We start from the raw sequence: 16,244 nt of genomic DNA, 5'->3' as shown, positions 1-16,244 counted from the left end.
AACCTTAAGTCTGTAAAGGTTTCATACAAAAAAATTCCCTGCACCAATGAGGCAGGGAATCTTATAAAAACCATCAATCTTATAATTGATTGGTAATATTGTTAAGTTCGTCAGACGAGTAGGCAACCTGCTCGACAGCTTGGTTAATATCGACAACGATCTCTGTTAAGGCTTCCATTTCTTTTGCAATTTGGATGTTTTGCTGTTTAACTGCTTCCATTGACTTTAGAATTTGGTCAAAGAATTCGGTCGTTTCTTTCGTACGAACGGCACCATCTTTAATTCCTGATTGAACCTCTGTTGTTGTCACAGACATCTGTGCAGATGAACGATCGATTTCACTAATTAAACTGTACACCTCGGTAACTGCACCCTTTGTACTCTCGGCAAGCTTACGAACCTCACCCGCAACAACAGCAAACCCTTTACCATGCTCCCCTGCTCGTGCTGCTTCAATCGCAGCATTAAGAGAAAGAAGATTAGTCTGTTCTGCAATTGACGTGACCATCGTTGCAATTTCTTCGATTTTCTTAGAGCTAGCTGTTAACTTCTCCATATCAGCAGCAATCTTACTCATCTTTTGCTCGGAATCTACCATCACTGACTCTAGATTACGAAGACGTGAAATCCCTTCCTTGGACTTCACTTCAGTCTCAAGTGCGCTTGCAGAGCCTGACTTCGTTAACCCTTCGATATCCTTCGTCTTAGCTGCAATTTGCTGAATTGCCGAGCTTGTCTCTTCACTGATTGCAGCTAGCTCTTCTGCATTCTTTGCAACATTAAGCTTAATTGAGTTTTTAGCATCCTCTGCTTCTAAACGAATTCTTTCATTCTCTAATTCATACGCTTCAAGAACAATTTGCTGTTCAAAGTTAAAAATCTTTGAAACTGCAAGTACGGCATTCTTATAATCAGACTTGCTTTCTGTCTGCTCTTCAACAATCGCTAAAATAGATTCATATAGCTCTTGGAAAGCACATAAATACCATTTTGGCTGTAAGCCAATACGTACGTGAACATGCGCAATGATATAACGTTGCTTTATAAACGATTGATCAATCACACCATTAAACATTTCATAAATATGCTTCTCAAGTGTTTTCTTTAAACGGTCAATCGTACTATTATCATTAATAATCTTCATTAATGACGGTTGCTTGCCAATATTTTGATAAAAACGATTAACGATTGGAGATAGCTGCTCCTTTACATATGGCTGTAGAACCTTCAAATAAGAAAGGTGCTCATTCGTGAGACTAATCATTTGAATTTGCGTCTGATAATCACTCTTTGTATCGATTTCAATCCTTGTTTGTGATAAGAAATCATTTGCATGAGCAAATAAGTTTTCTTTTTTAGACTGTGATTTTCGTAACCCTTTAATCATGAGCTCATCCCCTTCTATTTTAAACCGTTAATTGTTCCATTTGCTTATGAATTGCTTCTAGTTCATGAAGCTGATTTAGTAGCCCTTCTGGATTTAATAGAGTTACTAGTCGATTGTTTAATGTAACAACCCCGTTTATATAAGGAGTTTCATCAAAAACCATTCCGGTTACTTCTTTTATATCGTCAGACGTCACACTAATAATTTCTTTTGCCTCATCGACAATTAACCCTACCGATGCATCATGGTGTTGCACTAAAATGATTTTATTTTTATCATCATCCAAGGTAAGTGCTTGTCCAAATAAAATCTGCATCATGTCAAATATAGGAATGATTTCTCCACGGAAATTGGTAATCCCCTGCATATACTCAGGCATTTTTGGTATTTCTGTAATAGCCTGAATCTTTTCAATCGAGATTACACTCGAAACCGGAACCCCGAATTCCTCTTTTCCTGACTTAAAGATTACATATTGATTCACCATCATGTTTTCCCCCTACATCCAATCTATTTTGTATCTACTAAATCTTTCTTGTTCACGGTTTCTATAAAGCGTTTCAACATTTTATCGTCATAATAAGTGCCACTATATTTGCTAAGCTCATGAATAGCCTCATCTTTTGTTAACGGGTTTCGGTATGGTCTATATCCAGTCATCGCTTCATAGCTATCTATGATTCTAATCAATTTTGCATGAAACGAAATCGACTCTGAAGTTAAACGAGAGGGATAACCTGTTCCATCCTCATTCTCATGGTGATGCTTGACCATTTCATAATCAATTTCATTAGGTTCAAACTGCATACGAAGAATATCTATACTATCTAAAGAATGATTCATTATATAGTTCCATTCGTCCCCATCAAGCTTGGAGTTTTTTAGCAGGATGGTAGAAGGAATCTTTAGTTTCCCCACATCATGTAAAAGGGCAGACCGAGCAATCAGCTCACGATCGGCTAGTTTCCATTCTTTTGCGATAAAATCTATAATACTCGCAACACGAACAGAATGCCGGTAAGTAGCTAAATCTTTATCTTTTAAAATGAGCAGTAAGTTTTTTACCCGCACATCTTTTCTTAAAAAGTTTAGCAAATGACATCTCCTCCCTTCCTCGTTTCTCCAAAATGAATTGCACGTATATACATGTTATTGTATATAAGCACTCATTTGTCGGATTATGGTTGGAAATGTCACTTTACGTACATGAATGGTCGAAATGCAGAAGCAAATGGTCTGAATACTTCAATTTTTATTGATTCAAAACAGACAACACCGTTTTAATTGTGTTGCGCGAAACCGGAATAGTAGCCTTGGAATCATGCTTTAGCTTAATATTATAGGCGCCATTAATCCAAGGTCTGATCTCATTTATATAATCAATATTCACCAAATAGCTTCGATGTGGTTTAATAAACTGTTGCTGATCATTAAAGGAATCTTCAAATTGCTGTATCGACATCTTCGCTTTAATTTTCCTCTTGTTAGTATGAATTACGAGATGCTTTTCTTCCTTTTCTGCATAAATAATTTCATAAGGATCTAAGACAACTATATTTTCGCCTTCCTCAATGATTATTCGACTGTTCGATGGGGTGGTCGACCTCATACGGCTGTTTGCAACCCGCATTCGATCCCTCACCCGTTTCAAACACTCCTTCAATCTCAACACTTCATATGGCTTTAGTAAATAATCAACAGCATTTAGCCTAAAGGCCTCTAGGGCGAACTGCTCATAAGCAGTACAAAAGACAATGAAGGGGCCACCATCTGGCTTAGAGCTTAATAACGTTGCTGCTTTCGTCCCCTCCATCTCAGGCATACGAATATCCATGAAAATTACATCAGGATGAAGTTGATCAACAAGTGCTAAAAGCTCCTTGCCGTCCACTGCGCTTGGTAAAAGCTCCAAATCAGGTTCCTGCCTTAGTAAATACTCTAGTTCTTCTCTTGCAAGTCTTTCATCCTCGGCAATCATTACCTTAATCATATCGCTTCCATCCTTTCTACAGTTTCAGGCAAAAAGAAGGAAATAGACGCCCCGCCTTCTGGAATATTAGAGATATGCAGACCTGCCTTTAATCCGATTAACATTAATAGGCGTTGATTGACATTATACATACCTACTCCATTTCCTTCCTTGCTTGATACTTTTTCATGCCCTAACCGGTCTAGTATATTCTTATGAATCCCTGTCCCATTATCTTCAATTGAAACCAACACACCACCGTGTCTCGTTGTAATCGAAACCTTGACCACTCCTCCTATTCTTCTACTGAGTAAGCCATGTTCCAAGCAATTCTCAATTAACGGCTGGATTGTAAAAGGAGGGATTAAAAAGAGCTCTGGATTCACATCTTCTGCTATATCGATTACTAGTTCAATTTGATCCTCAAAACGTATTTTAATAATCTCTAAATACGAATGAACATGCTGTAATTCTTTTACTAAAGGTACTAAGTCAATAGAAGAATAGTTTAAATTTAGCCTCATAAAATTAGCTAGCTGAACGGTTATATGTCTAGCGCACTCTGGTTTTACACGAATAAGACTGACAATCGAATTTAACGTATTAAATAAAAAATGCGGATTAATCTGTGCTTGAAGTACCCTTAGCTCAGCATCCTTTAGAAGATGACTAATCTCCATTTCTCTCGTTTTCGTAATATCCTCCATGATACATAGAATATAAGAGGAGTGGATTGGTTCTGGCAGAACTGAAATGGTAAGCTTAGCCCACCTGCTTGTACCATCCTTATGGAAAAACCGGCGTTCAACTTGGTAATAGCGTTCACCTTCTTTGACATCAAAGCCTTTGGGTACAATCTTTCCAATAAAATACTTCTCACTAAATCGGCTGAGCTCATCGCGAGAATAACCCAACAGATCTTCCAAGATCGGATTGGCTTCCACGATTCGTCCTCTATGGTCTAATAACGCAATGCCAAAAGAGGTATTGTTAAACATCGCTTCAATCTTATGAGATTTTTCAATAAGCTCCAATTCTTGCTGTCGATTATTGGTAATATCAGTAAATGAAAGTACAATCTCTTGCACCTCGTTATTTTGATTAAAATAAGGGATACCGTTAAGTGACAGTAATACAGGTTCTTTCCCATTCTTTTTATACAGAACTTCCATATTCTTAATCGGTCTTTTTGTATGACTGATTAAACTAAAAGGCCGTTGATCTATCGAAAGTGGCTGTCCATCTGGAGTATAGAAGCTCCATATGGGCTCAGTATAGCTCTTACCTGTGACGTCCTCTTCGGATAGAAAAAGAATTTCCTTTCCGATTCTATTAATAAAGGTAATAGCTCCTCTTGGGCTAAGTACAACAACTCCGTTAGGGATTGACTCTAATAGGAAGTTCAAATAGTGATTTGCCTCACTAATTGCCGTATTGTATGCAACCTGTTCCCCGTATTTCCGATCTAAATAAGCCACATTGATGAGCACCAAAAACAAAATAAAGATAATTGAAAAAGTGATACCAAGAATAGCCCATGAATATTCTAAGAACGGTATTGGCGGAACAGTATGTTGATGCTCAGAAATTTCATGCATATTGAAATAATGAACACTAACCGTTCCTATTGAAAAAAAGAAACTTCCTAATAGACTATTCCTAATAAATTGATCATTTGGATTGTTACCCACAAGTACACCTGCGACAGCAAATAATCCAATACCAATAAGAACTAGAATCATAGAGTTATTCTTAAACACAAGTTCCATATGATCAATCGCAAGCAGTGCAACATAATGAAGGCCTAATACACCACCGCCTATTAGAACCCCAGCAAAAGCTAATATGGAAATCTTCTGCTTAGGTTTTGATAAAAGATAGAGTCCTCCATAAGAAGTAATCACCGCGATCACTATAGATAAAATTAGTTGAAGCATATTATAAGTAAAAACGTGGTCATGAATCGCTAGCATGCCCACAAAATGCATGCATGCTATACTCAGACCTAACGTAATCGCTGCTCCAATTAACCAGGAGTGTGAATGTTGGGAACGTCTAGCTAAATAAAGAGCAGCAAATACACCTAGAAAAGCAATAATAAAGGACACTAACGCAAATAAAATAGTAGACGCCAACATTTCACCCCCATAAAATAAAAAAAATGTCGAATTACCATTAATATCGACAAGGTTTTAATAAAGTGAAGATTTTTAAAACAGAATTCATGATTCTCAATAAAAAAGCCATCGATGAAATCGACAGCCATAAAGCAAAAATCAAAGGAACTATTTTGTTTTTGCTTCTTATAATTTCCCCTAAAAAAAATCTTGCATTAAAAAAACACCTTAAAAGTGGTCCCTTTAAGGTGTTTGATCGTTATGAATATAAACTAAAAATCTAGCCAACTAACTCTTGATTCGCTAGCTTATGATCTTGGACAAAGAGCATTCCTAGCTCATGGTGCTCACCGTCATAGAGGGCACGTTGGACTAAGCGAGGTTCTCCGTTTTGATCGACCACTTCAAGTTTAACAAAGGCTCGGTTTTTTTGTAGGGATATATAAAACTCCTCAACACTTTTAACCTGGTTACCATTCACTTTCGTAATCAGCTCGCCAACCTGTAATGCCATTTTTTCTGCAGGGGATTTAGGAATAATACCAAGAATCACAAGGCCTTGGTCACGTCGTGAAAAATAAGTATAATCATCATCCTGGACACGTTGTTGAATCGTTAACAGCTCTCGTCCAAGCATCGCCAGTAAAGCAACAGCAATCGCGATAACCGGCACCCAGTAGGTTGCTACCGCTAAAATTGCGATAAAAATCCCTAATGCCACCACTCGCTTACCTGTAAACCGTACCGCTTCCTTCGGTAGACTTCCTCTCGTTTTTTGGAAAAATCCAATTCCAAACGGAAGTAAGCAGAGCGCAAACGATTGCTGCCCAACAGATAGTAGCGGCCACCATGGGAAAACAGATGACACGGGTGAACCAGGCAATAAAATAAAGACCGGCAACATCCACAGAAGATTCGATACATGCGCACCAACAATCCGACCTCGTTTACTCGTTTCTAATCGTGGTGAACTGAATCTTGATCCGTCCTTCATGATTAGAATTCCTTCTACTATTAGGAGAATTGCTAGTAATCCACTAAAGGTGGTCGGATGAATGAGAGTGAGCTCGTTGATTAACAAATCGATAAAGGTATTCCCTGTACTCCAATGTGGTAAAACCATCGATAATAAAATTGAAAGCCCTATAACATAGGCAGGAGATAGAAAGCGCAGTCGGAAGGTTAAGCCCAATAAAATGGTTACCACACCGATTAGAGCGATCCCTCCAACAGGGATCACAAATCCTACTCCAACTGTAATTAAAGAAATCAGTAAGCCCGCAAATAACCCGGCCGTTAACATAAGCTTCGTCTCACTAACCGAGTCAAAGATCCGGACATGAAATAGCTTTCTCTCTTTTTTCACTCGGTTATAGCCCATAGCTAGTGTTAAAAATAGAAATAAGTAAAGAATAGGATGTAAAAAAAACACCCCGAATCCCTTCAACACATCAATCATCCAGTTGTCCACAATATTCACCACTCTTCTACCTTCATTTTCCGAACTTATAGTTATTATTTATTTTAACAGATTGTTGACAAACAGTAATTGTTTTTTATTGGTAAGCGTCATAAAAAGATTCTATTGTTATATTAAGTACGCCCCTTTAAACAAAGGTGTTGATTTTCGTTGCAGGACACTCGCTTTCCGCGGGGCGGTCGGTGAGCCTCCTCGGCTTCGCCTGTGGGGTCTCACCTGTACCGCTTCTCCCGCAGGAGTCTCGCGTCCTTCCACTTCAATCAACAGTGCAAGTAATCAACATAGTTCTTTAACTTTGCATTTTTTAAAAATCTCAATTTTAAGACCATACAAAAAAGTATACCCCGATTGAGGTATACTTTCGACAATTTTCTGTTAAGTCCTGCTATCTTATTGGAATAATGATTTTAGAGCTGTTTCTAGTTGACGGTCATTCTTTACATCACGAACCTTATCAATCAATGCTTGCTGAATTTTCCCTGCTGTTTCCTTCGTAATGACTCCCGTTTGCTCGATCCCAACTGATTGCTGGAATGCTTTTACAGCTACTTCTGTTTCTGCACTGAAGTATCCGTCTTCACGTCCTGGCTCGAAGCCTAGACCTTTTAACATCACTTGCGCATTTTTAATTTGCTCATTATTCATATCAATTTTCAAGTCTTCTTCTGTAGAAATTGGATTAGAATAGAAGTAGGTCGGCTGTTCTACCGGAATCGTAGGCTCAATACCCGTTTCATGAATCCAATTTCCATCAGACGTTAACCACTTAAAGTAAGTAAGCTTAATATTACTGCCGTCTCCCATCGGAACAGCCTGCTGAACAGTACCCTTACCAAATGTTGTTTTACCGACTAGTTCATAGCCACCCGCTTCTTTCATCGCACCCGCTAAAATCTCAGAAGCAGAAGCACTACCTTCATCAATTAAAACTGAGATTGGATATGATTTCTTTTCCGTAATCGAGGAGAAATAACGCTGCTTCTCACCATTACGTTGTTCGATTTGAACATATGGCTTATCCTTTGGAATAAATTGCTTAAGCATTTGTTCAACACTTTGTAAGTATCCACCTGGATTTCCTCTTACATCAATGATCAGACCTTCCATTCCTTGGTCTTCAAGATCTTTTACTGCCTTTTCAAAATCAGGCGCTGTGTCTTCTCCAAATGATGTCACTTCAATATAACCAACCTTCTGGCCTTGGTATTCCTTCATTTCAGGATAAACCGTCTCTAGAGGAATTTCGTCTCTAATTACAGGAATTGTCATGACTTGAGTAGTACCTGGGCGTAAGATATCTAGGTTAACGGTTGTTCCTTTTTCTCCACGAATTTTCAGAACCGCTTCATATAGATCAAGCCCCTCAATACTTTCACCATCTACCTTTATGACTTGGTCATTAGGTTTTAAACCAGCTTTTTCTGCAGGAGAATCTTTAAACGGCGCCACAATCGTGACCTTTCCATCCACCATGCTTACTTCAGCACCAATTCCCTCAAAGGAAGATTCTAGTGTTTGGTTGAATTGTGCAGCTGTTTCCTTATCCATGTAAACCGAATAAGGATCCTCTAGCGTACTAATCATACCTTGGATTGCACCTTCGATCAGCTCGTTGCCATCTACCTCTTCTACATAGTTATCAGCAATTAGCTCATATGCTTGACCGATTTTTTCAAGACCTTCGGCTGTTAGTCCAGCTCCTTCGCCTGTTTGTTCAGAAGCAGCCACTCCGCTATCTCCAATTTGAAGAACAGATGAACTCGGTTGACCAAACTGATCTAAGACAAAGTATGTAGCTCCACTACCAACGATTAAGGACACGGTCATTAATAACGCAGTAATTCTTTTATTCATAAAAATCCTCCTCACCCAAGATCCAAGATACACGTTATGTACTATTTTAAGGCTTTTAGAAAAACTTAGCTAGCATGGAATCTTCCCCCAAGCTAGCTTTCATTTATAAATTGGAAAATTCCGCTCTACATTCCAAATGCTTACTAGACTATTCTTATGCAAAGCTTGTACCGATTATGAGTAATCATGAAAAATTAATCTAAAAGAAGAGCACGATCACTTGGATCGTGCTCTACAAACATTATAGCTTAAATCGTTTGATTTGATTACTCATTTCCTGTGCATGATTTTCTAAATCAAACGCTAGTTTATTCAACTGCTCCATTGAAGCGGTTGTTTCTTCAATCGATGCAGATACTTGTTGTGTACCTGCAGCTGTTTCCTGACTGATGGATGAAAGGTTACTGGCATTTGAAACGAGCACATCCTTTTCTTTCACCATGCTTTCCAACGATTCCGAAATCGAAGTAACAAGCTTTCGACTTGATAAAATCGCATCAGAGATCGTCGTAAATGCAGCTTCGGTTTCAGATACAGCCTGACCTTGTTGCTGCATCGATTCACTCGTTTGAGTAATTAAGCTCACAGTTTTCTTCGTTTCACCTTGCATCGTTTCAATAATCGTAGAAATATCTCGTAGTGAACCTTCCGTTTGTTCTGCTAACTTTCGCACCTCTTCTGCAACAACAGCAAAGCCTTTTCCAGCTTCACCTGCACGTGCTGCTTCAATTGCTGCATTTAGTGCAAGTAGATTAGTTTGGGAGGCTATTTGTGCAATACTCTTTACAATTTCACTAATTGAACCAGAATTCTCATCTAATGACTTAACGGCACCAACCATTTCATCTGAAAGTCTAGTCGTTTCTCCAAATTGTTTCTTTAATAATTGAACTCGCTTCATTCCATCCTCAGAGGAATTTGTCATCGTTTCTGAATTCACACGGATTTCTTGAGCTTCCTCTTCTACCTGTTTCATTCTACTTGACAGTAAATGAATGGACTCTTGGTTCATTTCAAATAATTCTGTTTGCTTACTAGCTCCACCGGAAATTTGTTCCATGGTCGTTGCAACCTCATTGGATGCCGCAGTATTTTGCTCGGCAGAAGCAACTAGTGTCTGGGAAGCATCTGTTACCTCAGTTGAAATCTTTAGAACACTTTTCATCACGTCATTCATTTGCAAAAGCATCGCATTAAAACTCTCGGATAACTGTCCAATCTCGTCCTGGCGATTAACTGGAACTACTACTGATAGATTACCAGCTTCCACTTCCTTCATATTCGCTTGAAGAGACTGGATTGGCTTTGTAATACGTCTTGATATTAAAAAGGAGATTAGTATAGCTATTGCCACAATAATGACAAATGAAATCAAGATTGGTGTTAATATCGTAGCACCCTTCTGATCAAGCTCTGACTTATATACAGTTCCTCCAATTTCCCACCCAGTCGTCGGATTTTCAACAAATGCCATTAACTTTTGTTCACCCTCAAACTGATAGTGAATAATCCCACCAAAGCCAAGCTCTTGCATTTGCTTGTAATAGTCCTCTTGTGTGATATCCTCTCCTATATAGGCAGGATTAGGATGCACTAAGTATTTTCCTGTGTTATCAATTAAAACAGCATAACCAGTTTCACCGACTTGCTCTTGATTAATCATCGTGGCTAACGTATCAAGTGAAATGTCAATCGACATAACTCCTACAAGCTTTGACCCTTGAAAGACAGCACGAGCAGCACTTACAATCGCCTGGTTAGTCGCCGTGTCAATATATGGATCTGTCCAAATCACCTTATCCGGACTTTCGACGGCATCCTGATACCACGGGCGACTTGTCGGATCATAATCAGCCGGAAGATCCGTTGGAGGATATAAAATCATTTCCTTATCCACTGTCCCTAAATAAACATTTGAAATGGCTTCTTCCACTTCAGCAGTTTCACCGAATGCCTTAAGTAAAGGTGCCTCATTCCCGTTAAAATTCTGAACCTCTGTCTGATTAACAAAACGGTTAATAACATTTTCATTTTGTTTGAAAAATAATTCAAATGTACTGTTCATAGAATACATTTGATCCTGAACAACTAATTCCAATTCTTCTGTCACAATCGAAACAGTGGAACGATATAAAACAAATGACAGTATAAGTATTGCTATGACTATTAAAGATAAAAACGGTATTAAGATTTGACGTTGTAGCGTTTTGGTAAAATAATTACTCTTTTTCTTTCTACTCATGCTCAATCCCCCTTATCTATCCATTATCGCAAAATTCAACAAATATCGACAGAGATTTTTTTATGGAAAATACTAGTGTAAGGGGCTGCCCAGTATGAACGACCTTTTCTATTGATTCTTACCCTGTTCGGGCATTCATCTACGCTATGAACGACCTTTTCTACTGATTCCTACCCTGTTCGAACGTTCATTGACTCTATGAACGACCTTTTCTTCTAATTCTTACCCCGTTCGGGCGTTCATCTACGCTATGAACGACCTTTTCTACTGATTCTTACCCTGTTCGGGCATTCATCGACTTTATGAACGACCTTTTCTTCTAATTCTTACCCTGTTCGGGCGTTCATCGACGCTATGAACGACCTTTTCTATTGATTCTTACCCTGTTCGGGCGTTCATCGACGCTATGAACGACCTTTTCTTCTAATTCTTACCCTGTTCGGGCGTTCATCGACGCTATGAACGACCTTTTCTGCTGATTTTTACCTTGTTCGGGCGTTCATCGACATTATGAACGACCTTCTCCCCTGTCTGGCTTTAACAATCAGAAAAAAACACAAAAAGAGGCAGGTTTCCCCACCTCTTAGTAACTCGTCCCTAAATACACCCGGTTCCGACCATTCTGTTTCGCTTTATAAAGAGCATCATCAGCCTCCTGGTATAAATCATCTGAGCCTTTGATCTCCTCTTGCTTTTGATGAACCGCTACCCCAACTGATATCGTTAACTTAATTTTCTTTTGATTAGGTAATAAAAATGAACGAGTTTCAACCGTCCTTCTCATTCTTTCAGCGATTTCCTCCGCCATTTCAGTAGAGCAACCAGGTAAAAGAATCGAAAATTCCTCGCCTCCATTTCTGGAAACGATGTCGCCTTCTCTCGTTAATTCCATTAACAGCGATGCAATCTGCCTAATGACTTCATCACCCGCAGTATGTCCGTACGTATCATTGATTTGCTTAAAGTGGTCGATATCTACTAAACAGATGGCACAGTCCTCTTGTTTCGCTATAGAGTTTGATAGCATTGAATTATAATATAAATCGAACGAGCGCACATTATATAAACCGGTTAAATGATCTCGCTGTGAGCCTTCTTTATATTGTTGAAATAATTCACTATTTCTCCTTACATACAAAACAAAATAGAATGTTAATATTCCGCCGACTAACGTACTAATGATATGCAAAAATGCATAGTCCAACACCGCTCGATAATCAGCTACCACGATATAGAGAGCTATGGAGTATATCATCTGACTGAAAACAAGGAGGAGGATCCATTTTTTCCAATCCGTTAATCTTACTCTATAAGAAATCCAGCTAGCCCCTATAGCCATGAACAGAATCATAAATAAGGAAATCATAGATGAGAAGTTGACATCGATCATAAAACGGCCTATTGAAATAACTATGGCCGCAATTATGGTAGGAAGAAATCCTCCGTAAAAAGCCACAAGAATAACTGGGATATGTCTGAGGTCTAAAAGAGTACTTTCCCCGACCTGAATGCTATAGTACATCAAGATGTTACCTAAGATCCCCGCAATAACTCCATCCAGTACTTTTACTCGAATGGATGATTGAAATGATAGCCTCTTATTTTGAAAAAGCTGTAACCATATGAATGTAAACGATATTAAAATCGCAATATTAACAACTAAATCACTAAACATGAAAATCCTTCCCTTTATTAATAAACTTATAATGTCAGAACTTTAAATATCTAAAAGGTGGACTACTAAAACTAATCCACCCATTCTACTACAATTATACTTTAAACGTACTCACTAGCTTTTGTAAATCCTCTGCTAATGCCACTATATTTTAAGAATGTACGGTTGTCTTTTGCGAAATCCCAGTACTTTAACTTCATGATGCTCACCTCAACCTATGTATTTATTTTTATATCGGAATGGTTTAAAAAAAATAAACGCCATACACCAATTGGCTAAAATTGGCGTAAGCGTTTTAGAATTAGCAGGAGCGCTACTTTCTTACCTTAAGTGCTTAAGAATAAATTTAACATTGAAAAGTAACAGGGTTGCTATCCTTTATCAATGTTAACAATAAGTTAAATTATATAAAGACAGACGTCGTCGGACAATAGGAAGCAGTTCCTATTGATTTAGTAGGGAGATTATTTTAATAAATATTTCGTAAAGCTTATTGCTTTTATTAACTTAGTAAAAAATCCAGAGTTGATTGGAGTGGAAGGTGCTTGACTCCTGAGGGAGATAGAGGGAAGTGTGAGACCCCACAGGCGAAGCCGAGGAGGCTCAAAGGAACTTCTGCTAAGGTCGCTCACGTCCTGTGAGCAACGCAGAAGCCAGCACATCCTGTGCAAGTCCGGAAAGCAAGCGCCTGCAACGGAAATCAACGGACTAACTTTTCAATCAAAAAACTATTTTAAAAAAACACAAAAAAGCCTAGTATTCAACTGAACACTAGACTTTCCATATTAAAAATTCAACCTTTTGCCAGTTGTTTTAAGGGATAAATGTTCGTTTCTGATTGGCAAGGATTTATTTATTTCTGAACCACTCTACGTTTAATTTGGCTTTCAAGGTTACGCTTTTCGATTTCCTCTTCAAGCATGGTTATAAATTCATTGTCTAATGCTAATTCGATTGCGCTAAAATAGGCCTCGATTAGCTCCTGATCTGATATCTTCAACTACATTTACCCCTTCTTTATTAATCTATTAACTGCTCAAGAAAAAGATTAGAAAGTCCTTATTGACCCTGTTCCTCTAATAAGGAGATTGCCTGGGATAGGCAATGCTGATAATACTCCTCTTTACCATCAAGACCTTTACCTAGAATGACAGCTTGGATTCTAGCAAAGTTATCAATGATGTGTTCAGATTTCATACCTCGACTGGTTAAGAGACTATTGAGCCATTTCGTATAGTCTAAAAAGACGAGCTGATTATTCAATGTAAAGGCTAGCTCTAAATGATGAAAATGATGCTGATTATCTTCACGGCATTTCATCCTGCCCCGCTCGCCAAAGCGTTCTAAGAGCTCAGGGTAAGCCTGATAAATATCCTCGACGACCTCATCAATCATTAACTCAATTTCCGGACTCAAGTAGCCACCACCTTAAACTGCTCCACCTTTGGAACAATCTGGGCAAGCTCTTGATCAGGATACTTCTTTTCTAGCTCATGGATTCTCTTAAAATCCTCACTTGTAACCCAATTCATATAGTCCTCGCGCGATTCCCATGTAATCTGCACCGTTAGGAAATTAGGCTTCTTTTGATTCTGTAGTAATTGAAAGTCAATAAAGCCATTCGCCTGATCCACCGATCTAGACCGATTTTTATAAATTTGAATGACTTCATCAACCTTCTCAACAACTGGAATCTCAAATGTTGAATGTACAATATACATGAAAGACCACTCCCATTCTAGGATTCTATTGGAAGAACAACCGTAAATGTCGACCCTTCACCTGGGATACTATTCGTTTCAATAATTCCACCATGATTTTGAATGATTTTTAAGCACACAGATAAGCCGATTCCGATTCCTTTATCCTTTGTTGTAAAAAATGGAGTAAAGATTCGTCTTTGTGTTTCGGAATCCATTCCTTTGCCATTATCCTGTACTGAAATTTCGATGGTATCTTTTGTTAACCTTGTTCTAATCGTAATATCACCTTGGTGTTTATTCGGGCTAACCTGAATCGCATCCATGCCATTTTTTACTAAGTTAAGTAAAACTTGCTTAATTTGGAGAGGATCAACCTCGATAACAGGAAGAATCTGCTCTTTCACATATTTTACCTGGCAGGAATTTCGAGATGCTTCATTTTTTGTACTTGTAATCACATCAGCTAATATTTTTTGGATATTAGCTTGTTTTTTCTCGGGTATCGCTGGGACAGTGGTGCTTAAATATTGATAGATTAAGTTATTGGCATGATTAATTTCATCTAAGGCGATATCAGCGTAATGTGCCTTACCTGTTTCTTTAAGATGGGGCTTTATAAGTTGGATAAACCCACGAATACTGACTAACGGTCGTTTTAACTCAGTGGCAATCGTTGAAGCAATTTTTCCAAATTTAGTTAGATTATCATGCTCCATCACTATCTTTTCCATCTTCTTTAACGTCAGCTCTAGCTGTTCTTGTTTTTCCAACAACGTTAAATTCTCATTTTCGATCTGGTTCTGAAGCTTAACCATAACTTCCTGAATTTGTTGGATACTCTCTTGTTTTTCCACACAGAACACATACAAACGTTCATCCGTTTCCCACTGAGTATAAATATCATAGAGAACCAGTGAATTGTGTTTGGTCATTAAGTTCAATTCAATTTTGGTCTTAGCAAAAACCGGTTTCAAAAACCGCTCTGCTTTTTTACGGCTCCCAAAATCAATGAGCTCTAAAAAGTTATCAACTACTGGGAAGTGGACCAGCGACTCATCAGATACCTGTAAAATCGTAAATTCTGAATCAATAATAAAGAGAGGAAAAGGAATAAGGGCAACTGTTTTGTTAACTGACTCCATGTAATTCTTTACACAGCTTGTTTTCTACAAGCAAATGATGAAGACTATTTAAATCTCGTATAACCTGGACATTCGTTGGTATATGACTCTCTAATGGAAACAAGGATGTGATTCTCCCTCCGACTAATATTTCAGGTTGGTAGTCCAACTGATTTAGTTCATTAACATACTCAATAAGCTTAGGGAGATTATAGATGATCGATATGGAAATCCCAATTACATCTGGTCTCCATCGATTCGTATAAATAATTGCATCCTTCACAGGAAGATTTGCACCTAGATAGCGAGTATTCCAGCCATTTTCCTTAAAAAGTGACGACACCATTCTAATTCCTAGTGAATGCTCCTCACCTTCAATACAAAAAAACATTCCTTTAAAATTTGAGTCATCTTGAAAGTCTGAAAGTAACACTTGGTAACGAGCTAACAACAAATTACAGACATTCGAGGCAATATGTTCATCCGCCACTGTAATCTCATTTAACTCCCAAAGCTCCCCTACATATCGCATCGCATTGGTGAGAACCTCTTCATAAAAGTATAAACTATCCCTCTTAGCACTCCAGCTAGCAATTAACTCCCAAGAGGACTGTTCATCACCTTCAAGCATGAACTCTACTAGTTTTTTCAAATCAAGCTCATTCATGATGTATTCACACACCTTTATCTAGTAAA

14 protein-coding genes and 3 pseudogenes are annotated in these 16,244 nt (G+C 38.3%); 1 reads left to right on the top strand and 16 read right to left on the bottom strand.

Going from position 1 to position 16,244, the window contains the following annotated elements:
- Nucleotides 1-79: 79 nt before the first annotated feature.
- From M1D60_RS02695 to M1D60_RS02670, 6 genes and pseudogenes are all read right to left on the bottom strand, one after another.
- Nucleotides 80-541 (bottom strand): annotated as a pseudogene (locus tag M1D60_RS02695) (methyl-accepting chemotaxis protein); the annotation flags it as partial.
- Between the two features lie 345 nt (nucleotides 542-886).
- Nucleotides 887-1,264, bottom strand: a pseudogene (locus tag M1D60_RS02690) (protoglobin family protein); the annotation flags it as partial.
- 142 nt (nucleotides 1,265-1,406) lie between these two features.
- Nucleotides 1,407-1,877, bottom strand: coding sequence for a chemotaxis protein CheW (locus M1D60_RS02685; protein WP_456277683.1), 471 nt, complete (start codon nucleotides 1,875-1,877; stop codon nucleotides 1,407-1,409).
- A gap of 20 nt (nucleotides 1,878-1,897) precedes the next feature.
- A complete protein-coding gene (locus tag M1D60_RS02680; protein ID WP_456277682.1) occupies nucleotides 1,898-2,482 on the bottom strand; it encodes an HD-GYP domain-containing protein in 585 nt (194 codons plus the stop codon).
- A gap of 157 nt (nucleotides 2,483-2,639) precedes the next feature.
- The gene (locus M1D60_RS02675; protein WP_456277681.1) at nucleotides 2,640-3,377 is read right to left on the bottom strand and encodes a LytR/AlgR family response regulator transcription factor; all 738 of its coding nucleotides are present in this window, start codon (nucleotides 3,375-3,377) and stop codon (nucleotides 2,640-2,642) included.
- A complete protein-coding gene (locus M1D60_RS02670; protein WP_456277680.1) occupies nucleotides 3,374-5,494 on the bottom strand; it encodes a histidine kinase in 2,121 nt (706 codons plus the stop codon). Before M1D60_RS02670 ends, M1D60_RS02675 begins: the two co-directional genes overlap by 4 nt.
- A 62-nt stretch (nucleotides 5,495-5,556) precedes the next feature.
- Between M1D60_RS02670 and M1D60_RS02665 the strand changes: the two genes are divergently transcribed.
- Complete coding sequence (locus M1D60_RS02665) at nucleotides 5,557-5,757, top strand: hypothetical protein (protein ID WP_456277679.1); 201 nt, start codon at nucleotides 5,557-5,559, stop codon at nucleotides 5,755-5,757.
- Here the strand turns inward: M1D60_RS02665 and M1D60_RS02660 are convergent.
- From M1D60_RS02660 to M1D60_RS02615, 10 genes and pseudogenes are all read right to left on the bottom strand, one after another.
- Nucleotides 5,754-6,953, bottom strand: coding sequence for a PDZ domain-containing protein (locus M1D60_RS02660; RefSeq protein WP_456277678.1), 1,200 nt, complete (start codon nucleotides 6,951-6,953; stop codon nucleotides 5,754-5,756). The two genes, M1D60_RS02665 and M1D60_RS02660, sit on opposite strands and share 4 nt — an antisense overlap.
- 390 nt (nucleotides 6,954-7,343) lie before the next feature.
- On the bottom strand, nucleotides 7,344-8,807 hold the full coding sequence (locus M1D60_RS02655; RefSeq protein WP_456277677.1) for a S41 family peptidase: 1,464 nt from the start codon (nucleotides 8,805-8,807) through the stop codon (nucleotides 7,344-7,346).
- Nucleotides 8,808-9,048: 241 nt separating this feature from the next.
- The gene (locus tag M1D60_RS02650; RefSeq protein ID WP_456279335.1) at nucleotides 9,049-9,819 is read right to left on the bottom strand and encodes a methyl-accepting chemotaxis protein; all 771 of its coding nucleotides are present in this window, start codon (nucleotides 9,817-9,819) and stop codon (nucleotides 9,049-9,051) included.
- Between the two features lie 225 nt (nucleotides 9,820-10,044).
- Nucleotides 10,045-10,872: pseudogene (locus tag M1D60_RS02645) on the bottom strand (cache domain-containing protein); the annotation flags it as partial.
- A 760-nt stretch (nucleotides 10,873-11,632) separates the two neighbouring features.
- Nucleotides 11,633-12,724, bottom strand: coding sequence for a GGDEF domain-containing protein (locus tag M1D60_RS02640; RefSeq protein ID WP_456277676.1), 1,092 nt, complete (start codon nucleotides 12,722-12,724; stop codon nucleotides 11,633-11,635).
- An 853-nt stretch (nucleotides 12,725-13,577) separates the two neighbouring features.
- Entirely contained in the window at nucleotides 13,578-13,724 is a 147-nt protein-coding gene (gene sda / locus M1D60_RS02635) for a sporulation histidine kinase inhibitor Sda (RefSeq protein WP_456277675.1), read from the bottom strand.
- 59 nt (nucleotides 13,725-13,783) lie between these two features.
- A complete protein-coding gene (locus M1D60_RS02630) occupies nucleotides 13,784-14,140 on the bottom strand; it encodes a hypothetical protein (protein ID WP_456277674.1) in 357 nt (118 codons plus the stop codon).
- A complete protein-coding gene (locus M1D60_RS02625; RefSeq protein ID WP_456277673.1) occupies nucleotides 14,137-14,445 on the bottom strand; it encodes an antibiotic biosynthesis monooxygenase family protein in 309 nt (102 codons plus the stop codon). The genes M1D60_RS02630 and M1D60_RS02625 overlap by 4 nt, the downstream gene beginning before the upstream one ends.
- Before the next feature lie 17 nt (nucleotides 14,446-14,462).
- On the bottom strand, nucleotides 14,463-15,569 hold the full coding sequence (locus M1D60_RS02620; RefSeq protein WP_456277672.1) for a two-component system sensor histidine kinase NtrB: 1,107 nt from the start codon (nucleotides 15,567-15,569) through the stop codon (nucleotides 14,463-14,465).
- Nucleotides 15,556-16,215 (bottom strand): cobalamin B12-binding domain-containing protein, encoded by a 660-nt coding sequence (locus tag M1D60_RS02615; RefSeq protein ID WP_456277671.1) that lies wholly within the window; start codon nucleotides 16,213-16,215, stop codon nucleotides 15,556-15,558. Before M1D60_RS02615 ends, M1D60_RS02620 begins: the two co-directional genes overlap by 14 nt.
- Nucleotides 16,216-16,244: the final 29 nt, after the last annotated feature.

The sequence above is a fragment of the Bacillus sp. AK128 genome (genome assembly GCF_053903075.1).
Note: the sequence above shows the minus strand (reverse complement) of the source record. Positions and strands in the feature narration are given on the sequence as shown.